Source organism: Pseudomonas sp. NIBRBAC000502773 (assembly GCF_006517195.1).
Taxonomy (GTDB): domain Bacteria; phylum Pseudomonadota; class Gammaproteobacteria; order Pseudomonadales; family Pseudomonadaceae; genus Aquipseudomonas; species Aquipseudomonas marginalis.
The window spans coordinates 2,772,150-2,792,057 of sequence record NZ_CP041189.1 but is presented as its reverse complement, the minus strand read 5'-3'; the positions used below and the strand labels follow the sequence as shown (position 1 = coordinate 2,792,057).

At 61.9% G+C, this 19,908-nt stretch carries 19 protein-coding genes; 7 read left to right on the top strand and 12 right to left on the bottom strand.

Annotated features, from left to right (window positions below):
* The first annotated feature begins 46 nt into the window (after positions 1-46).
* A complete protein-coding gene (locus NIBR502773_RS12975; protein WP_141156190.1) occupies positions 47-1,225 on the top strand; it encodes an AAA family ATPase in 1,179 nt (392 codons plus the stop codon).
* Positions 1,226-1,348: 123 nt separating this feature from the next.
* Here NIBR502773_RS12975 and NIBR502773_RS12970 read toward each other — a convergent pair whose 3' ends face one another.
* Both NIBR502773_RS12970 and NIBR502773_RS12965 read right to left on the bottom strand, forming a co-directional pair.
* Complete coding sequence (locus NIBR502773_RS12970) at positions 1,349-1,765, bottom strand: DUF3010 family protein (RefSeq protein WP_141156189.1); 417 nt, start codon at positions 1,763-1,765, stop codon at positions 1,349-1,351.
* Between the two features lie 41 nt (positions 1,766-1,806).
* Positions 1,807-2,208, bottom strand: a complete 402-nt coding sequence (locus tag NIBR502773_RS12965; RefSeq protein WP_027606004.1) for a lysozyme inhibitor LprI family protein — start codon at positions 2,206-2,208, stop codon at positions 1,807-1,809.
* A 221-nt stretch (positions 2,209-2,429) separates the two neighbouring features.
* On the opposite strand from NIBR502773_RS12965, the gene NIBR502773_RS12960 reads away from it, so the two are divergent.
* From NIBR502773_RS12960 to NIBR502773_RS12935, 6 genes are all read left to right on the top strand, one after another.
* Positions 2,430-3,407 (top strand): dipeptidase, encoded by a 978-nt coding sequence (locus NIBR502773_RS12960; RefSeq protein ID WP_010207105.1) that lies wholly within the window; start codon positions 2,430-2,432, stop codon positions 3,405-3,407.
* 52 nt (positions 3,408-3,459) lie between these two features.
* Positions 3,460-3,990, top strand: a complete 531-nt coding sequence (locus NIBR502773_RS12955) for a DUF5943 domain-containing protein (RefSeq protein ID WP_027606002.1) — start codon at positions 3,460-3,462, stop codon at positions 3,988-3,990.
* 15 nt (positions 3,991-4,005) lie between these two features.
* Positions 4,006-6,066, top strand: coding sequence for a dimethylglycine demethylation protein DgcA (dgcA, locus tag NIBR502773_RS12950; RefSeq protein WP_065925458.1), 2,061 nt, complete (start codon positions 4,006-4,008; stop codon positions 6,064-6,066).
* 156 nt (positions 6,067-6,222) lie between these two features.
* Entirely contained in the window at positions 6,223-8,166 is a 1,944-nt protein-coding gene (gene dgcB / locus NIBR502773_RS12945) for a dimethylglycine demethylation protein DgcB (RefSeq protein ID WP_141156188.1), read from the top strand.
* Positions 8,166-9,386, top strand: a complete 1,221-nt coding sequence (locus NIBR502773_RS12940) for an electron transfer flavoprotein subunit alpha/FixB family protein (protein ID WP_141156187.1) — start codon at positions 8,166-8,168, stop codon at positions 9,384-9,386. The genes dgcB and NIBR502773_RS12940 overlap by 1 nt, the downstream gene beginning before the upstream one ends.
* Positions 9,387-9,396: 10 nt before the next feature.
* Positions 9,397-10,167 (top strand): electron transfer flavoprotein subunit beta, encoded by a 771-nt coding sequence (locus tag NIBR502773_RS12935; RefSeq protein ID WP_141156186.1) that lies wholly within the window; start codon positions 9,397-9,399, stop codon positions 10,165-10,167.
* A gap of 18 nt (positions 10,168-10,185) precedes the next feature.
* Here NIBR502773_RS12935 and NIBR502773_RS12930 read toward each other — a convergent pair whose 3' ends face one another.
* The 10 genes from NIBR502773_RS12930 to NIBR502773_RS12885 all read right to left on the bottom strand — a co-directional run bounded on the left by NIBR502773_RS12930 (position 10,186) and on the right by NIBR502773_RS12885 (position 19,898).
* A complete protein-coding gene (locus NIBR502773_RS12930) occupies positions 10,186-12,111 on the bottom strand; it encodes a secretin N-terminal domain-containing protein (RefSeq protein WP_141156185.1) in 1,926 nt (641 codons plus the stop codon).
* An 18-nt stretch (positions 12,112-12,129) separates the two neighbouring features.
* Positions 12,130-12,621 carry a hypothetical protein gene (locus NIBR502773_RS12925; protein WP_141156184.1) on the bottom strand — a complete coding sequence of 164 codons (492 nt, stop codon included), beginning with the start codon at positions 12,619-12,621 and terminating at the stop codon, positions 12,130-12,132.
* Positions 12,618-13,154, bottom strand: a complete 537-nt coding sequence (locus NIBR502773_RS12920; RefSeq protein WP_141156183.1) for a hypothetical protein — start codon at positions 13,152-13,154, stop codon at positions 12,618-12,620. The genes NIBR502773_RS12925 and NIBR502773_RS12920 overlap by 4 nt, the downstream gene beginning before the upstream one ends.
* 6 nt (positions 13,155-13,160) lie before the next feature.
* Complete coding sequence (locus tag NIBR502773_RS12915; RefSeq protein WP_168209000.1) at positions 13,161-13,718, bottom strand: hypothetical protein; 558 nt, start codon at positions 13,716-13,718, stop codon at positions 13,161-13,163.
* Positions 13,715-14,440 (bottom strand): hypothetical protein, encoded by a 726-nt coding sequence (locus tag NIBR502773_RS12910; RefSeq protein ID WP_257228261.1) that lies wholly within the window; start codon positions 14,438-14,440, stop codon positions 13,715-13,717. Before NIBR502773_RS12910 ends, NIBR502773_RS12915 begins: the two co-directional genes overlap by 4 nt.
* Complete coding sequence (locus NIBR502773_RS12905) at positions 14,421-16,058, bottom strand: GspE/PulE family protein (protein ID WP_141156182.1); 1,638 nt, start codon at positions 16,056-16,058, stop codon at positions 14,421-14,423. Before NIBR502773_RS12905 ends, NIBR502773_RS12910 begins: the two co-directional genes overlap by 20 nt.
* Before the next feature lie 4 nt (positions 16,059-16,062).
* The gene (locus tag NIBR502773_RS12900; RefSeq protein ID WP_141156181.1) at positions 16,063-17,247 is read right to left on the bottom strand and encodes a type II secretion system F family protein; all 1,185 of its coding nucleotides are present in this window, start codon (positions 17,245-17,247) and stop codon (positions 16,063-16,065) included.
* Complete coding sequence (locus NIBR502773_RS12895; protein ID WP_141156180.1) at positions 17,244-17,708, bottom strand: transglycosylase SLT domain-containing protein; 465 nt, start codon at positions 17,706-17,708, stop codon at positions 17,244-17,246. The genes NIBR502773_RS12900 and NIBR502773_RS12895 overlap by 4 nt, the downstream gene beginning before the upstream one ends.
* Position 17,709: 1 nt before the next feature.
* Entirely contained in the window at positions 17,710-18,141 is a 432-nt protein-coding gene (gene gspG / locus NIBR502773_RS12890) for a type II secretion system major pseudopilin GspG (protein ID WP_141156179.1), read from the bottom strand.
* A gap of 212 nt (positions 18,142-18,353) precedes the next feature.
* A complete protein-coding gene (locus tag NIBR502773_RS12885; protein ID WP_141156178.1) occupies positions 18,354-19,898 on the bottom strand; it encodes a lytic polysaccharide monooxygenase in 1,545 nt (514 codons plus the stop codon).
* Positions 19,899-19,908: the final 10 nt, after the last annotated feature.

The following is a 19,908-nucleotide window of genomic DNA, read 5'->3' as shown; positions in this document are numbered from 1 at the left end:
CTCATCACTATAATTTATAGTTGTTTTCATAATTGAGTATAAATCCATGTCCAAGCACAGCGGCTTCGTGTTCCGTCGCCCCGCCCTGGCAAGCAGTATTGCCGATGGCCTGGTGGGCGCCGGTATTCAGGATTTCACCTCTGGCCTGTTTCTTGCGGCCCCCCGTCGTACCGGCAAAAGCACTTTCCTGCGCGAAGACTTGATTCCGGAATGTCAGCTCCGGGGCTGGCTGGCGGTGTATGTGGATCTCTGGGCTGACAAGGAGAAAGATCCTGCGGAGTTGATTGCCAGTGCTATTGCGGCAGCCCTGGTTCCCTATGAAAAGGGCATTCGCAAACTGGCCAAGAATATTGGCATCGAGAAACTGAGCTTTCTGCGAACGCTCTCCTGGGACTTTACCAAGCCACAATTGCCTGTCGGTGCGACGCTGACCCAAGCCTTGGAACTGCTCCACAGTGCTGCAGAAAAACCTGTTGTGCTGGTGATTGACGAAGCGCAGCACGCCTTGACCACCGAGTCGGGTATCAATGCGATGTTCGCGTTGAAGGCTGCCCGGGATCAGCTCAACCAGGGCCGTGACGAAGAGGGCAGCGGCTTGCGCCTGGTGTTTACCGGTTCCAATCGCGACAAACTCGCCCATTTGGTATTGGGTAAAAGCCAGCCGTTCTTCGGTTCCAGCATCACGCCGTTTCCGCTGCTGGGTAAAGAGTTCACCCAGGCCTATACCGTACACCTCAACGCGCACCTGGCCGAGACCAACCAGTTCAACGCGGCTGATATTGATGAGGCATTTGAGCTGGTAGGCCGGCGTCCCGAGATGTTGCGCACGATCATCGGTGAAGTCGCGTTGGAACTGGGCGAGGCGAGCAATCTGGGCCAATTGCTGCACAGTCGCGCCGAACTGCTGCGCGCGGGTGTATGGACCGAGTTCGAAAGCGCCTGGAACGCCCTGACTATCCCGCAACGTGCGGTGTTGGAGGTGATGGTGGAGCGCTCACACAACAACGAACCTTTTGCGCCGTTTACCGACAGCACCCTCACGGCTGTCAGCAAGGCGCTGGAAGCCATGGGCAGCGACGTGGTGCCGGGCACCCAGACCGTCCAGGCCTGCATCGATGCGTTGCGTGACAAGGAGCTGGTGTGGAAGTCGAGTCGGGGTGGGTATGCCCTGGAAGACAAAACGTTCGGCGACTGGCTGCGGCACAAGCGCCATACACCCCACTGAAAAAACCACACATCTAATGTGGGAGGGGGCTTGCTCCCGATGACGGACTGTCAGTTGATACAGCTTTGGCTGACTCACCGCTATCGGGGGCAAGCCCCCTCCCACATTGGATTGTGGTGTAGCTTACTTCTTCAGCAGTGCCGAACACGCCGCCTTGAAGGCCTCATGCTGATATTTGTTCAACGTCGCCGGCAGTTCAAAGTTGTGCTTCTTGTTCTGCGCATTGATGGTCTGCGGCGACAGCAGCGTCACCTCAACCCCCTCCAGCAGTTGAAACACCCCTTCAATCTTGAACGTGGTCGGGCCACCGGCGAATTCGCCTTTTTTGCTGCGCTTCTTGATCGCGATGCGAGTGACGGCGTTGGCCTGCACGAAGGCCTTCACCTGGGCGGCAAAGGCTCTGACGTTGGCCGCTTCATCATCGTCTTCAAGGGCGATTTTCTTGGTGGCCAGGGCGACGTGGCCCAGCGCCTGGTTGTCCAGGGAGGCGACAGCGATGATGGCTTCGCTGCCTTTGATTTCGATGCCGCAGATAGTCATGAATGGCCTTGGTTCAAAGAGAAAGTGGCGGCGATTGTCGCTTATTCCTGCCCAATCGACTCCAGAAACTCCGACCGCTCATCACTCATCCGCGCCAGGCAGTCATTTTGCGCAATCGCATAGGCCTTGGTGCCCGTCACCGCTGGAAAGGTGTCCACCGCACAATCGGCGTCACGCAGTTTTTCCCACTTCTGCTGGGCATCCTTCAGACGAGCGGTAATGTCGGCGAGTTTGGTCTTGTCGCTGCCATAGGTGGAATGCATGCGTTCCAGCAGGCCCTGATAATTATCCTTGAGCAATTGCTCGGCAGTGGTTTTGTTGTAGGTGGCGCATTCCAGGGTTTGCTTGTCGTTTTCGATGCCATCGCACGGCGTGCTGTCGGTGTCTTCGGCCGCGTGGACGCCGGTTGCGATGAGTGCCAAAGCCAGGAAAATCGATTTCATTGCGCCGTCTCATATCAGGTGATGCGGGAATTCTGGCTCAAGCGTAAGACAAATAACAGCCGCCAGTCAGACCACTCATAACAGCCTTTGTCGTGGATTGACGCTTTCGGCAATTCCCCTGTCGTTTTTGCACCCGGCTCGGTCGGCCCCTGGGCATATGCTGGCCCCAAAGCGCCGGCAGACGATTCGGCGCATGAATTGCCAAAATAAGGGGACGCCTGATGAGCCCAGCCGAATTGCACGCCGACAGCATCGTTATCGACGGGCTGATCATTGCCAAGTGGAACCGCGACCTGTTCGAGGACATGCGCAAAGGTGGCCTCACCGCCGCGAACTGCACTGTGTCGGTATGGGAAGGGTTCCAGGCCACGATCAACAACATCGTCGCCAGCCAGACCCTGATCCGCGAGAACAGCGACCTGGTGATCCCGGTGAAAACCACCGCCGACATCCGCAAGGCCAAGGAACAGGGCAAGACCGGCATCATCTTCGGCTTCCAGAACGCCCACGCGTTTGAAGACCAGCTCGGTTATGTAGAGATCTTCAAGCAGCTCGGCGTCGGTGTGGTGCAGATGTGCTACAACACCCAGAACCTGGTCGGCACCGGTTGCTACGAACGCGACGGCGGCCTGTCGGGCTTCGGGCGCGAGATCGTCGCCGAGATGAACCGCGTCGGCATCATGTGCGACCTGTCCCACGTCGGCTCCAAGACCAGCGAAGAAGTCATCCTCGAATCGAAAAAGCCGGTGTGCTACTCCCACTGCCTGCCGTCCGGCCTTAAAGAGCACCCGCGCAACAAGTCCGATGAAGAGCTGAAGTTCATCGCTGACCACGGCGGCTTTGTCGGCGTGACCATGTTCGCGCCGTTCCTGGCCAAGGGCATCGATTCGACCATCGACGACTACGCCGAAGCCATCGAATACACCATGAATATCGTCGGCGAGGACGCCATCGGTATCGGCACCGACTTCACCCAGGGCCATGGCCAGGATTTCTTTGAAATGCTGACCCATGACAAGGGCTACGCCCGCCGCCTGACCAGCTTCGGCAAGATCATCAACCCGCTGGGCATCCGCACCGTCGGCGAGTTCCCCAACCTGACAGAGACCCTGCTCAAGCGCGGCCACCCCGAGCGTGTGGTGCGCAAGATCATGGGCGAGAACTGGGTCAACGTCTTGAAGGACGTTTGGGGCGAATAAGCCAACTATCCACGGGCTACACCACAACGAATTTTTCTGGAGTTAAGTTTCCATGGCCAAGATCGCCCCGCAATTGCCTATTGAAGTCGACAGCGAAACCGGTGTCTGGACGTCCGACGCCCTGCCGATGCTGTACGTGCCGCGTCATTTCTTCGTCAACAACCACATGGGTATCGAAGAAGTGCTGGGCGCCGAGGCCTACGCCGAGATCCTCTACAAGGCCGGCTACAAATCCGCCTGGCACTGGTGCGAGAAAGAAGCTGAATGCCATGGCCTGGAAGGCGTCGCGGTGTTCGAACACTACATGAAGCGCCTGTCGCAACGCGGCTGGGGCCTGTTCAAGATCCAGGACATCGACCTGGATAAAGGCACCGCCAGCGTCAAGCTCGAACACTCGGCCTTCGTCTATGTGTACGGCAAGGTCGGGCGCAAAGTCGACTACATGTTCACCGGCTGGTTTGCCGGCGCCATGGACCAGATTCTGCAAGCCCGTGGCAGCCAGATCCGCACCGTGGCCGAACAAGTCTACGGAGGCTCCGAAGAGGGCCACGATGACGGCTTGTTCACCGTCAAGCCGTTGTAAGCCGAGGACCGTGCCATGGCTTTCGAAGCAATGTTCCAGCCGATCCAGATCGGCAAACTGACCATCCGCAATCGCGTGCTCAGTACCGCCCACGCCGAGGTGTATGCCACCGACGGCGGCATGACCACCGACCGCTATGTGAAGTACTACGAAGAAAAAGCCAAGGGCGGTATCGGCCTGGCGATCTGCGGCGGTTCCTCGGTGGTTGCCATCGACAGCCCCCAGGAATGGTGGAGCTCGGTGAACCTGTCCACCGACCGCATCATCCCGCACTTCCAGAACCTGGCGGATGCCATGCATAAGCATGGCGCCAAGATCATGATCCAGATTACCCACATGGGCCGTCGCTCCCGTTGGGATGGCTTTAACTGGCCGACCCTGATGTCGCCGTCCGGCGTGCGCGAGCCGGTGCACCGCGCCACCTGCAAGACCATCGAGCCGGAAGAGATCTGGCGCGTGATCGGCAACTACGCCAGCGCCGCCAAGCGCGCCAAGGCTGGTGGCCTGGACGGTGTGGAACTGTCCGCCGTGCACCAGCACATGATCGACCAGTTCTGGAGCCCACGGGTCAACAAGCGTACCGACGAGTGGGGCGGCACCTTCGAAGGCCGCATGAAGTTCGGCCTGGAAGTGTTGAAGGCCGTGCGTGCCGAAGTCGGTGACGACTTCTGCGTGGGCATGCGCCTGTGCGGTGACGAATTCCACCCGGACGGCCTGTCCCACGAAGACATGAAGCAGATCGCCAAGTACTACGATGACACCGGCATGCTCGATTTCATCGGCGTCGTCGGCTCGGGTTGCGACACCCACAACACCCTGGCCAACGTAATCCCCAACATGAGCTATCCGCCGGAGCCGTTCTTGCACCTGGCGGCCGGTATCAAGGAAGTGGTCAAGGTTCCGGTGCTGCACGCACAGAACATCAAGGACCCGAACCAGGCCACGCGCATCCTCGAAGGCGGCTATGTGGACATGGTCGGCATGACCCGTGCGCACATCGCCGACCCGCACCTGATCGCCAAGATCAAGATGGGCCAGATCGACCAGATCAAACAGTGCGTCGGCGCCAACTATTGCATCGACCGCCAGTACCAGGGCCTGGATGTGCTGTGCATCCAGAACGCCGCGACCTCCCGTGAGTACATGGGCGTGCCGCATATCATCGAGAAGTCCACCGGGCCGAAACGCAAAGTCGTGGTGGTCGGTGCCGGCCCTGCCGGGATGGAAGCCGCGCGGGTGGCCGCCGAACGTGGCCACGACGTGACCCTGTTCGAGAAGAAAGAATTTATCGGCGGGCAAATCACCACCGCCTCCAAGGCGCCGCAACGCGACCAGATCGCCGGTATCACTCGCTGGTTCCAGCTGGAGCTGGCGCGTTTGAAAGTCGACCTGCGCCTGGGCGTGGCGGCCGATGCCGAGACCATCCTGGACCTGCGTCCGGACGTGGTGGTGCTGGCGGTCGGCGGGCATCCGTTTATCGAGCAGAACGAGCACTGGGGCGCTGCCGAAGGCCTGGTGGTGAGCAGCTGGGACGTGCTCGACGGCAAGGTCGCACCGGGCAAGAACGTGCTGGTGTACGACACCATTTGCGAATTCACCGGCATGTCGGTGGCGGACTTCCTGGCCGACAAAGGCTGCCAGGTGGAAATCGTCACCGATGACATCAAGCCGGGCGTAGCCATCGGCGGTACGTCGTTCCCGACCTACTACCGCAGCATGTACCCCAAGGAAGTGATCATGACCGGCGACATGATGCTGGAAAAGGTCTACCGCGAGGGCGACAAGCTGGTGGCGGTGCTGGAGAACGAATACACCGGCGCCAAAGAGGAGCGGGTGGTGGACCAGGTGGTGGTGGAAAACGGCGTGCGTCCGGACGAAGCGATCTACTACGGGCTCAAGGAGGGTTCGCGCAACAAGGGCCAGATCGACGTCGAAGCCCTGTTCGCGATCAAGCCGCAGCCATGCTTGAGCGAGGCGGGCGAGGGGTACTTGCTGTTCCGTATCGGTGACTGTGTGGCGCAGCGTAATACCCACGCTGCCATCTATGACGCCCTGCGCCTGTGCAAAGACTTTTGATGAGGTGAACGCGGTCAAATGTGGGAGGGGGCTTGCCCCCGATAGCGGTGGTTCAGCGACAACTGTACCGACTGACAGTCCGCCATCGGGAGCAAGCCCCCTCCCACATTCGGGCCAGTTTCACAGTAGACCTGTGCGGTCTGTGGGAGCTTCACCATGTTGAACACCTTGCTGCCTATTCTCTTATTCGCCGCCCTGGGCCTCGCCGTCCTCGGCGCCCTGCGCCGCGTGAACATGTGGCGCCGTGGCCGAGCCTCCAAGGTCGACCTGCTGGGCGGCCTGCTGGCCATGCCCAAGCGCTACATGGTCGACCTGCACCACGTGGTCGCCCGCGACAAATACATCGCCAACACCCACGTCGCCACGGCGCTGGGCTTTGTGCTGTCGGCGCTGCTGGCGATCCTGGTGCACGGCTTCGGCCTGCATAACCGTCTCCTCGGCTACGCCTTGCTGCTGGCGTCGGTGTTGATGTTTGTCGGCGCCACCTTCGTTTACCTGCGGCGGCGCAATCCACCGTCGCGCCTGTCCAAGGGCCCGTGGATGCGCCTGCCGAAAAGCCTGATGGCGTTCTCGGTGAGTTTCTTCCTGGTGACGCTGCCGGTGGCGGGGATCCTGCCCGCCGACTTCGGCGGCTGGCTGCTGGCCGCGCTGCTGAGTGTGGGGGTGCTGTGGGGCGTGTCCGAGATGTTCTTCGGCATGACCTGGGGCGGCCCGATGAAGCACGCCTTCGCCGGTGCCCTGCACCTGGCCTGGCACCGTCGCGCCGAACGCTTTGGCGGTGGTCGTTCCACCGGTTTGAAACCCCTGGACCTGAGCGACAAGAGCGCGCCCCTGGGCGTGGAAAAACCCAAGGATTTCACCTGGAACCAACTGCTCGGTTTTGACGCCTGCGTACAGTGCGGCAAATGCGAAGCGGCGTGCCCGGCCTTCGCCGCCGGCCAGCCGCTGAACCCGAAAAAGCTGATTCAGGACATGGTGGTCGGCCTGGCCGGCGGCACCGATGCCAAGTTCGCCGGCAGCCCTTATCCAGGTAAACCGATTGGCGAGCACAGCGGCAACCCGCACCAGCCCATCGTCAACGGCCTGGTGGACGCCGAGACCCTGTGGTCGTGCACCACCTGCCGTGCCTGCGTGGAAGAGTGCCCGATGATGATCGAGCACGTCGACGCCATCGTCGACATGCGCCGCCACCTCACCCTGGAAAAAGGCGCGACCCCGAACAAGGGCGCCGAAGTCCTGGAAAACCTGATCGCCACCGACAACCCCGGCGGCTTTGCCCCGGGCGGTCGCCTGAACTGGGCGGCGGACTTGAACCTGCCGTTGCTCAGCGACAAAGGCAGCGTCGACGTGGTGTTCTGGGTCGGCGACGGCGCCTTTGACATGCGCAACCAACGCACCTTGCGGGCGTTCGTCAAAGTGCTCAAGGCGGCCAAGGTCGACTTCGCCGTACTGGGCCTGGAAGAGCGCGACAGCGGCGACGTCGCACGGCGCCTGGGCGATGAAGCGACCTTCCAGATGCTCGCCACGCGCAATATCCAGACGCTGGCCAAGTACAGCTTCAAGCGCATCGTCACCTGCGATCCCCACAGCTTCCATGTGCTGAAAAACGAGTACGGCGCCTTCAACGGCAACTACCGCGTGCAGCACCACAGCACCTTTATGGCTGAGCTGATCGGCGAGGGCGCGCTGAACCTGGGCCAGCACAAAGGCAACAGCGTGACCTACCACGACCCGTGCTACCTGGGCCGCTACAACGGCGAATACGAGGCGCCGCGCCAAGTGCTGCGTTCCTTGGGCATCGAGGTCAAGGAGATGCAACGCTCGGGTTTCCGCTCGCGCTGCTGCGGCGGTGGCGGCGGCGCGCCGATCACCGATATTCCCGGCAAGCAACGTATCCCCGATATGCGCATGGAAGACATCCGCGAGACCGGTGCCGAGTTGGTGGCGGTGGGTTGCCCGCAATGCACGGCGATGCTCGAAGGTGTGGTTGAACCGCGCCCGTTGATCAAGGACATCGCCGAGCTGGTGGCCGATGCATTGCTGGAAGACGTCGCACCGGCCAAAGCTCCCAACAAGCGTGAACCTGCGGAGGTGCACTGATGAGCGACATTATCCGCCGCGACCCACGGGCCGAATGGATTGCCCGCAACCGTCTGCACCCGCTGCATGCGGCGATGCAGCCAGTGCAACACAGCTGGATGGGGCCTAACGGCGTCATCCGCAAGAACGTGCATGGCGTCGGTTTTATCGGCCCCAACGGCATCAAGCGCATCGACCGCAGCGGTGCCCAGCAGGGCGGTGCGGCCAAGCGTACGGCGGTGATTGAAGTGCAGTTGCCGCTGCATCAGGTGCCTGCGCCTGCGTTCTACATCAACGTAGTGCCGGACATGGTCGGTGGCCGCTTGAGCAGTCACGACCGCGACCTGCTCGGCCTGGCGCGGCAACTCGCCGGCAACGACGGCGCGGTGCTGGCGGTGGTGTTTGGCGAACACAAGGAAAGCGCGTTTGCCACGGCCGGTGTCGATCGCCTGCTGGTGCTCGACGGCCACGAATTCGATGGTTATTCACCGGAGCAACGCGTGCAGGGTTTGCGCGCTGTGGATGACCAGTTCAACCCGCGCCATTGGTTGTTGCCCGACAGCCGCAGTGGTGGTGGCGAGTTGGGTCGGCGCTTTGCCGCCAGCCTCAAGGAGCGCCCGGCCACTCGCGTCTGGCAGATCAAGGGCGACGAGTGCATCGGCCGCGCCGGTGCGGGCCGGGAAGACTTGGCGCGGCCGCTGCCACGCCTGATTCTGGCCGCCGCCGAATGCGCCGATCCGGTCAGCGATACACGCCATGAAGTGCTGCCTGTGGAGTTATCCACAAGCCTGGCGCGCAGCCTGCCGCGTATCGAGGATCTCGGCGCGGTGGCGGTGGACCCGGCGGCGATTCCCATGGCCGAGGCCGAGTTTATTTTCTCCGGCGGCAACGGCGTGAAGGACTGGGCGCTGTTCCACCAGACCGCCGCGGCATTGGGGGCCACCGAAGGCGCCTCGCGGGTGGCGGTGGACGATGGATTCATGGCCCGTGATCGCCAGGTCGGCGCCAGCGGTACCTGGGTGACGGCGCGGGTGTATGTGGCCGTGGGGATTTCCGGGGCGATCCAGCACCTGCAAGGCATTGGCGCCTGCGACAAGGTGGTGGCGATCAACCTCGACCCGGGCTGCGACATGATCAAGCGTGCCGACCTGTCGGTGATCGGCGAAAGCGCCGCGATTCTGCAAGCCTTGATCGCTGCGGTCGAGGCCTACCGCAACGGCGCCAAGCGCGATGCGGCTTGAGGACATGACCATGACCACGAATGTAATCAGCCTGGTGTCCATCGGCACCCACCCCACCTCCGGCCGGCCACGCCGCGCCGAACAGGATGCGCGCGCGGTCGAACTGGGTCTGCAGATGGCTGGGGATAAGTTGCAGGTGCTGCACGCCGGCAACATCGCCGAACCGACCCTGCGCAGCTACCTGGGCATGGGCCTGCCACAGTTGCACGTGCTGGAACAACCGGAGGGCAGCGATGCGTTGCCGGTGCTCAGCGAGTACTTGCGCGACGCCGGTGCCCAGGTGGTGCTTGCCGGCAGCCAGGCCGAAACCGGTGAAGGCTCGGGCATGTTGCCGTTCCTGTTGGCCGAGCAATTGGGCTGGCCGCTGATTGTCGGGCTGGCCGAGGTGGAGTCTATCGACGGCGGCGTAGCCCATGTGCTGCAAGCCTTGCCACGCGGCCAACGGCGGCGCTTGAAGGTGCGCCTGCCATTCCTGGCCACGGTGGATAACGCCGCGCCGAAGCCCCGGCAGAGTGCCTACGGCCCGGCACAGCGCGGTGAATTGGCGGCCCACGAAGTGGAAGTCGAGCAGGACGCGTTATTCACAGGCGCCGTGCTGCAACCGGCCAAGCCCCGGCCCAAGCGCCTCAAGGTGATCAAGGCCAAGAGCGGCGCCGACCGCATGAAAGCCGCCACCGCCAAGGCCAGTGGTGGCGGTGGGCAGGTGCTCAAAGGTGTGAGCGCCGAGGAAGGTGCCCAGGCAATCCTCAAGTTGCTCATAGAAGAAGGCGTCGTGCGCTAACCCTCCCACATTGGATCTTCATTGGGGCGCAGGTTCGGGCGCAGGCTTGGGCACCAGGTCCGGCAGCGGTGGCGGCAGAGGTTGCCAGGTGGCATCCGGCTGTTGCATCGGCGGTGGTAGCGCCGGCGTGGGGTCGCCGCCAATCGGCTTGAGGATCATTTTATCGGTGGTGTCGCGCAGGATCATGCCCTGGGTCGAACTGCGCGCCTCGGTGCCGCTGTGGAAGGTACTGATCTGGGCAATCGGCAGGTCCAGGTTGCGCTCGATCCTCGGGGTCAGCAGCAGGATGATCTCGGTTTTCTGCTGGGTATTCTGGTTGGTGCCGAACAGCTTCTTGCCGATCCACGGGATCTGGCTCAACCACGGCAAACCCGAGCCCTCGTCGACGTCCGCCGTGCGGATCAGCCCCGAGACGATCTGGGTTTCATTGTTGCGCGCGGTCAGCAGGGTCTTGGTGGCCCGTGAGCCGAGTTCGAAGGTGGCCGGTACGTTTTCCGAGCCGGGAATACGCTTGGTGATATGGCTCATTTCCACGTTCAGCTCCAGGTTCACCTCATCGCTCAGGCTGATATTCGGCTTGACCGTGATCTGCAACCCCACGTCCTGGTAGGACACCGACGAGGTGGTGATCTGGTTGGCGGTGGTGGTGGTCACCACGGGGATCTTGTCGCCGATGTTCACCTGGGCTTCTTCGCGGTTGCGCACCCGCACCCTGGGGTTGGCCAGGGTCACGGTGTTGCCGCTGCGTTGCAGCATATTGATGCGCGCCGAGGTACTGCCCGAATCGAGCAGGATGTTGTCGCCATTGATCCCACGCAATGCGCTGAGCGGGATGCCTGCCAGCCCGGCAGGCACGCTGGCCAGGTTGCCCACGGACAGGCCGATGCTCTCCGGGTACTGGATGCCCAGGTTCAACTCGTCGGTCAGGCTGACCTCCAGCACCTGGATGTCGATGGTCACTTCCGATTGTGCGATATCAATGGCTTCCACCAGTTTTTCCACGGCGCTCAGGGTGTCCAGTCCATCGCGCACGATCACCGCGTTCAGGCGTTCGTCCACCAGCACCTCCTTGGGCTTGAGCACCTGTTTGATCTCGGCGGCGATGACCTTGGGGTCGCCATGGCTGAGGTAGAAGGTGCGCACGGCCAATTCGCGGTATTCCCGTTCCTTGTCCGGGCGGCGGGGGTAAACCAGGATGGTGTTGGCGTTGAGGACCTTCTTGTCCAGCCCCTGGGTGGTCAGCAGCAGGTTCAGCGCGTCTTCGGCGGTGGTTCGGCTCGCGGTCATGCTCGCCGAGGCACTGGGATTGACGTCCTTGTCGATGACGAAGTTGACCCCCGACAGGCGCGCAATGGTCTCGAAAATCGTGGTCAGGCTTTGGGCGCTGAACTCCAGGCTCAGGGGTTTGCGCATGGCCTCGGAGAGGTCGGCACTGAGGTAATCGGCGCTCACCAGTTCACGGGTCAGGGCATTGCGAAAGTCCAGGGCCTCTCGGTAGTTGGGCTTTTGCGCGATGATCCGGCGCACCAGGTTGAGGGCTTCCACCGGGTTGGAACGCTTCATTTCGTAGGCCTGGGCCAGTTGCGGGCGCAGTTGTTTCATCGCCTGGATGCTCTGGATTTCCTGGCGTGCGCCGAGGTTGCTGGGGTCGTATTTGAGGATGGTTTCCAGGGCGCGGATGGCAGCGGCATCGTCGCCACGCATGAGCGCGGTGCTGGCTTCGCGGCTGTATTGGGCCACCAGCAGTTCCAGCTTGCTGAAGTTGGCGGTGCGCAGTTGCACATCGTCGGGGGCCTGTCTGGCTTCGGCTTGCAGCACTTCGACCGAACGGATGATGTCGCCCTTCTGGCGCAACTCGTCGCTCTCCTTGATCGCCCGCTGGGTCTGACAGGCGCTGAGCAGGGCCACGGCGAGGCTCAAGGGTATCCACGTGCGTATGGCCATGATCGTGTCCTGCGCCGGTCAGTGAGTGTCCAGCCGCAAGGTGCTGACATGCTTGAGGGGCATGTAGGTCAGCACCACGGCGGTGTCGGTGAGTTTGTCCAGCCGGTAGTGCGCGTCGAGCATCCTGCCGGGCACGATGCGCCCGGGTACCGAGCAACGGTTGCACAGGGTGTACTGGCTGCCATTGCCGCTGAGCACGACGATTTTCGCTTGGTTCTCGTAGCGCCATTGCGCGCTCACGGTGAAAGGCAGGGGCGGTGGCTTGGGCGCTGAGGTGTCGACCGGTATGGGCGGCGGTGCAGGTGTCCAGGTCTGGGCGGGGAACAGGTCGATGGCTTCGGCCACCGCCGGTGCAGGTGCGGCAACCGGTGCCGAGGGCACCTGTACAGGGCGGGCGATCACTGGCACCGGCGAGGGTGCGGGGTTGTCCGCAGTGTCCTGCCAGAACAGCCAGCCGCAGCCGATCAAGGTCAGCAGCAACAGCACGCGCAGATACAGCGGCAGCGTCATTCCACCACCCCCAGCACACTCACCTTGAGGCTGATGTTCAACATGCCGCTGGTGATTTCCTTGCGCTCCAGGGCCAGGCGTTCGATGCGTACGGCCGGCTCATTGGCGACGTCGACCAGGGCATCGCGCAGCAAGGCATAGGGGCCGACGAGGGGAATGTCCACGTCCAGCCGTTGCAGCCCGGTGTCGCCGGGCGCGGAGTAGGCCAGGGTGGTCTGTTCGATGATAAAGCCGCGCCGGGTGAGGACGTCCAGCAGCTTTTCCAGGCGTGGGGCGAAGTCCTGTGCACTGGGCAGGCGTTCGACCACGGCCGGTTCGGTCACCTGCACATCCTGGGGCTGCTCGGCGATACCGGCCTCCAGTTCCTGGCGCCGCAGGCTGTCGGCAATGCCTGCCGGATGAATCACTGTGACTTCGATCAGCAACGTTGCCGCCATCAGCCCTAATGCCAGCAGCCCCCAAAAGCCCAGGCGCTGTTGCCATTGCATCAAGTGCCAGCGCACACGCGGGAGGTGGCGGGTCAGGGTGTCCATGGGCGACTACCCTGCACCAACCGCAAGTTTGACCTGCACCGGGTGTTGCGGGTCATTGGCCTTGCGTGCGCTTTGTTGCAGGTTCGCGTGCACCCCTGGCTGGGCCTTGAGCCGTTCGACAAAGCGAAAGGCATCCCTCAGCACCTTGGCTTCCAACTCCAAGTGAATCAGTCGGGCCTGGGTGTCGACCTCCACGCGCGTCAGCGCGACTTCCGCGGACCAGGCCCGGGCCACGGCGTCCATCAGCGCGAAGGGCGTGTCCTGCTGTCGGGAAAAGGCGGCCAGTTGTTGTTTCTGCTGGGGTGACAAGCGAATGGCGGCCTGGATCAATTGCTCCTGGCGGCGTGTCAATTCGATAAAGCGCTGCTCCAGTGCGTCGGTCTGTTGTTGCTGATGCTCCATGCGCTGCCAGTGTTGCCAGGTGATGAAGGCAAGCCCGGCGGCGACCAGCCACAACACACTCACCAGCGGCCGATAGACGGCGTTGGGGTGCAGGAAGTCGACGCCCGGCGCCTGCCGCTGTCGCCAGGCACCGGCGAGCTGTGATTTCAGCTGAGCGATCATGCCAGCGGCTCTCCGAGCCAGGGATGCAGTGGCCCCAGCCAATGTTCAGTAGGGTGATTGGCGACGACCCATGTGGCCGCCGCGTGCCGTTGCGCCAGCAGGTCGGCGGTGAACAGGTTGTCGCTCAAGTGGCTGCCGGGTGGGGTTTGCAGCACGCAGACTTGTTGAGCCACACCCCGTTGCCGGTAAAGGCAACTTAGACCTCGCGCCTCAGGTACCGCCAGCACGCAATCGTCAGGTAATTGCTGCCAGTACCGTTGGGCCACGGCCGTCAACAATGGCGTGCATGTCACCCGCGGCAGGTGCTGTTGCTTGAACAACTTCCGCAGGTCTTGCAGCAAATTCCGTGGCGTCGCGACCGCCAGGCGTTCATCTCCAAAGGTGCTGTTGGCGACTTGCACTTGCCACTGTCCGGGGTCGATGCCGGCCTGTTGGTTGAAGGTCACTTCGGCCAAGCCTTGCCAGTCGGCCTGGCTGTGCAAACCGGTTTGCCACGCCAGCATCAGGTAGTGCACATGGGGGAAGCCCAGCAGCACCGTGGCCCGGTCCAGAAACCCGACGCGGCCGCGCGGCGCCTGTTCCAGCAGTTCGGCACAGGCGGCCAATGGTTCGCCAGTCTGTTGCGCACGCCATACTGCTGCACCGCGCCAGCGCGGTCGTGCGGCCCATTCGGCGCCGTCGCTGTGCAGCCACACCACATGCTCAATAAAGGGAAATGACACGGTGGATCTCCTTGAGCGTAGTGTCGCCCTGGGCGGCGTGGGCCAGGGCGATGTCGCGGATAAACACGTGGCCGGCTTCACGGGCCAGTTCGCGCAGGGTGGAGGCCGAACTGCGGTTGAGCAGGCCCTCCTTGATGCTGTCGGTCAGTGTCAGCACTTCGGCCAGGGCGAGTCGGCCGCGATAGCCGGTGTGACGGCAGGCCTCGCAGCCTTTGCCCACGCGGTAGTGACCCTGTTGGAGTTGAGCCTCGGTGAGTTGGGCGAGGTGGGTGATGTCGGGGTCGGGATCGGCATCCGTACCGCAATCCGGGCAGATACGCCGCACCAGGCGCTGGGCGACCACGCCGTTAAGGGCTTCGACAAAGCTGGCCGGGTCCACGTCCATGTAGGTAAAGCGCTCCAGCACACTGAACGCGCTGTTGGCGTGTACCGACGACAGCACCAGGTGCCCGGTCAACGCCGCTTGCACCGCAATGCCCGCCGTTTCACCGTCGCGTATTTCCCCCACCAGGATGGTGTCCGGGTCGTGGCGCAGGATCGAGCGCAGGCCACGGGCGAAGGTCAGGCCCTTCTTGTCGTTCACCGGGATTTGCAGGACCCCGGGCAGTTCGTATTCCACCGGGTCTTCGATGGTGATGATCTTTTTCTCGCCGGTATTGGTCTCCGACAGGGCGGCATACAGCGTGGTGGATTTGCCGCTGCCGGTGGGGCCGGTCACCAGCAACATGCCATAGGGTTCGCCGGCCAATACACGGATGCGCGCGATGGTCTCGGCGTTCAACCCCAGGGTTTCCAGGCTAAGGGACTCGCCGCGCTGGGACTTGTCGAGAATCCGCAGCACCGCATCTTCACCGTGGATGCTGGGCATGATCGACACGCGAAAGTCCACTTCGCGACCCTGGATTTTCATCTTGAAACGCCCGTCCTGGGGTACCCGCCGCTCGCCGATATCCAGCTCCGACAACACCTTGATCCGCGACAGTGCCTGCTCGGCCATGTCCATGCCGCTGGCCTGGCCCATCTGCTGCAACACGCCGTCGATGCGGTACTTGATCACCAGGCCCTGGGGGGTGGTTTCCACATGGACATCGCTGGCACGGCTTTGCAGGGCATCGAACAGCATGGAGTTGACCAGGCGCACCACCGGGTTGTCGTCGCGGGCGATGCTGCTCAGGGAAATTTCCTGGGCGGCCTGGCCGACGCGGGCATTCTCGTCGTCCTCACCGAACGGTTGCATCACCCGTTGGCTGGCTTCGGCCAGGCTCAACTGGGCCTTGACCGCGCCGGGCAGGCTCATGGCCAGGGGCAGTTGACGCAAGGTTTTCGAGGATTGCAGCCAGTGCCGGCTGGCCAGGGTGAAAGGGTCTCCCAGTACCAGGCACGGCTGGCCGTGGTTATCCACCGGCAGCACGTTATGGATCAGCGCCTGGGGCAGTGCCAGCAGGTCGAAGCGCCAGTGTTCACTGAGGTTTTCCGGGGCGATGGCAAGCAGGCCCAGGGGCTGGGCGATCGTGCTTAATTGGTCGGGCGCCTTCTCCAGCACCTCCAGCAGGTAATTGGACAAGCTCAGCCCGCGTTGCTCTGCAAGGGCCTGCCATTGCCGTGTCTGTTCGCTCATCGCACTACCCCTGGATGGCGCCTGCCAGTTCGAAAATCGGCATGTACAACATGAATACGATCAGGCCGATCAGCCCGCCCACTACCAGCATCAACAAGGGCTCGAAGACCTTGCTGAACAGCTCGATGGCACGCTCCAGCGCTTCATCGTGGAACTGCGCGATGCGCTCGCACATCGCCGCCAGCTCGCCGCTTTGTTCACCCACGCGTAGCAGGCGTTCGGCGACGGCGGTGGTCAATCGATGGCGGGCGAGGGCAGTGGACAGTGGCTGGCCGGCCTGGATGTCGGTCATGGCCTGGCGCAGGTCCGCCTGGCTTTCCACGGGCAGCAACGCACCGGACAGCTCCACCGCAGTGACCACCGGCATGCCGCCCATCAGCAACATGCCGGCGGTGCGATAAAAGCGCGCGAGGATAAACAGCGTGCGCTGGGCGCCCAGGCTGGGGATCTTCCAGAACAGCTGGGCGACGCGGCGCTTGAACCCGGCGCTGCGCAACAACAGCACCAGCGCGGCAATCGCCAGCACCAGGCCAAGCAGCAACTCCATTCCACGCGCGTCCACCAGTGCCCCCCACCACACCATAAAGCGTGCGGTGGCCGGCAGGTCGGCCACGGCGTCGAACACCGAGGCAAAGCGCGGGATCACGAAGAACAGCAGGAACAGCAGGATCAATGCGCCCACGCTGAGTACCACCAAGGGGTACATCAGGGCGCCGCTGACACGCTTCTTCACGGTTGCCAGGTGGGCTTCAAAATGATGGTAGCGGCGCAGGGCCACGGCCAATTGGCCGCTGTGTTCCGAGGACGCCACCGTGGCAATCAACAGCGGCGGGAAGGTCTGCGGTTTGAGCTGCATTGCCCGGGACAGCGAGTTGCCCTCATACATCGAGGCGAGCAGCTCGCTCATGACCTGCCGGTTGATGCCGGCGGGCGCCTTGTCGCGCAGGGTCTCCACGGCTTCCACCAGCACCAGGCCGGCATCGAGCAGGACTACCAGCTCCTGGATAAACAGGCCCAGGGCGAACGTACTGCGACGGCTGGGCAATTTGAGTGGGCGGCGGGCTTTCAGCGAGATGACCTGGGCGCCGTCGGCCTGCAGTTGCTGGCGCGCCTGGGCGACGTCAACGGCTTGCAGGCGCAGGGTCTGCACATGGCCGTCACGGATGATGCGCACGTCAAAGTCGGTCATGGCATTTGCCCCGCCCGTTGTTGGCGCTGTTGCAACAACACTGCGTAGTAACGCCACACCGCCACGGCGTAGCGTGAGCGCCTTGCCTCACGGTCCGGCTGGGCCCCGGCGTTATAGGCGCCCACAGCCTGCCAGCCATAACCCTGCTCGCGGATAAACCCGGCAAGAATCCACGCACCCACCATGACGCTGGTGCAGGGCTGGGTGATCAAGTGCTGCTCGGTGATGCCGAACCGGGCCAGTGCGGGCAAGTGGCGGCTGTTGATTTGCATCAGGCCGATATCCTGACTGCCATCGCTGTTGAGGTTGCGTGCGCTGGGGTTGAGGCCGGATTCGACCTTGGCGATGGCGTACAGCAACAGCGGGTCGACGTGGTAGCGGCTGGCTGCCAGTTGCCAGCAGTTGGCCTGTGCCGTCCCCGTGAGGTACAGCAGTATCAAGACCCGCCGCAGCGTGTGCATGTCACAGGCCGTACACAATGTCGGCGTAGGTATTCACCCCGCCGGCCTTGCCGTCACGGCCCAGGCAGATGATCTCCGCATCGTTGGGCGGTGTACCGGGGTTCTTGTAGAGATACGGGTTGCCCCAAGGGTCTGGCGGCAGCGTCTTCACATAGGGGCCCTGCCAATGGCTGGCGGTGGCGGGCCGGGTGGTGAGGGCGTCGAGGCCGAGGGTTTCGTCGGGGTAGTTGCCGTTGTCCAGGCGGTACTGGTTCAAGGCATCGGCAAGGGCTTTCATCTGGCCCTGGGCGGTTTGTACCTTGGCCAGTTCCAGGCGGTTGAACATCTTCGGGCCGACGTAGCCGGCGAGCAGGGCGATGATCAGCAGGACGACCAGCAGTTCCAGCAAGGTGAAGGCACGCTGGGGGCTGTGGATAAATGAGTGAATACGCATGGAAATACCCTGTTGGGAGTGCCAAGGTACGGCGGTTGTGTATAACTCTCCCGGCCCGCTGTGAAGAGGGCACCGCCGGTAGGACTGCGTTAGAACCTTTTCAATTCAAGTACATCTTCAACTGTAGCGTTGCTCGATATAAGGCGCCGTGAGGCGCCCTATAACGTTTGGCTCTTATGCTTATCCAATAACTGAATATGCGTTCGAGCGGGTCATCGAACTTCGTCCCAGGCCTGGTCCCACGCTGTGCCCGTGCCGGGGGCATACGCCCAGGCGGCGCCTGCACACCATGGGGTGAAGGGCAGAGGTTTGCATTTATAGTTTTTGCCGTTGTTGGTCACGATGTCGCCGGCCTTGTACGCAGTGCCTTCTTTGTAGGCCGGGTACTCCCCGCCACCATCGTCTGGTTCAACGGTAAATTCAAACTCCTTCTGGTAACTTTTATTATTTACAGGGTCGATCACGTTCAGGCGTGCTATTGAGCGTGTTGGCTCCCCTATGGCGTCTAAGGCATTCCCTCTGACGGTCAGTTCGTTATAAGGCTCTTTCATCCCAGGAACTGCCCAATGATAGATAAATTGTCTACTGTTTCCTGACGATACCGAACCAATGAATGTGAATGCTTGCTTCGACTTCAATAACGTTGGGCCTGTGATTTGGATGACGGGTGGGGGATCCCCAGGGTCGGTTCCGCCGCCTATCACCGACATCTGGACGGCATGGTCCTTATCGGCAACATAAAATTGGTTCACTGCCATGTTATTTGGATCAAAGACCACGCTGTTTCCCGTCAATACACCGACTTGAACAATCTGCCCGTGTTTGGCCAGGAGGTTCTTCAGTTCCAGCCCCCACTGTGTCGGTGCTTCGTTGGTAGCGGTGATTTTTACTGACTCATCCACGATTTCGACGAAGCCTCTGCTGCTCCCGAATACGCGCACTCTGACGGTCTCACCCGGTTTGGGGGCTATATCGGAAGCGATGAATGGACCCTTTGGTGTCCAAGGGGCTGGAATAACGGTGCCGCCAAATGTGATGTCAGCACAATTGCCGAATCCTTCGTTACCGGTATCTTCTCTCTGCCAGTAGGTATAAAGGATCGCTTCGCCGGTCTGCCCGTTGGGCACGGGGACATCGAACTGGAAGAAACCGATGGGGGTCGGTACAAATGCGGGTTTTGGCGCGACACTTGCTGTCCAGTCAGTACGATAGCTGCTGAGTTCTTCTGTATGTATTAATTGGAGGTCGCCCCATCTCAATTGTGCTGTAGCACGGTAACCGGGTCGGGTAAGAAACACCCTGACGTAGCTGGGTACGTGAGGCTGTGAGCCCACGATACGTACCGTCATTTTTCCATTGACGACATGCACCGGGGTTTTCTGCCAATCCGGAAGAGCCAAGTCGAAGCCTCTTTTTTTTGGGTCGCCTGCTGAGCAAAGCGTTCCATCCGCGATATGTGCTTTGAGTTTTTCCAAGTCTCTATGACCGGCTACGTTATTGGCAAACTCATGCCAGTGTGAGAGGGGGTACAGACGATCAGCCGGATTAGACCAAATCATCGCTGCTGTTTTACACGCACCAGGTGTTATACCTGAACCGTCGGGCGGCCATGAGTAATTACCAGCCGATATGCATATGCCTTGTCGAGTATTGGGGTAGTCCAGCATTCCATGTGTCCATCCTACTGCCGGAATCAATAATAGTGCCGTCAGCATCCACCTGATGAGGTATGCCATATATCGCTGTAAGTTATCCATGTTTTAGTCC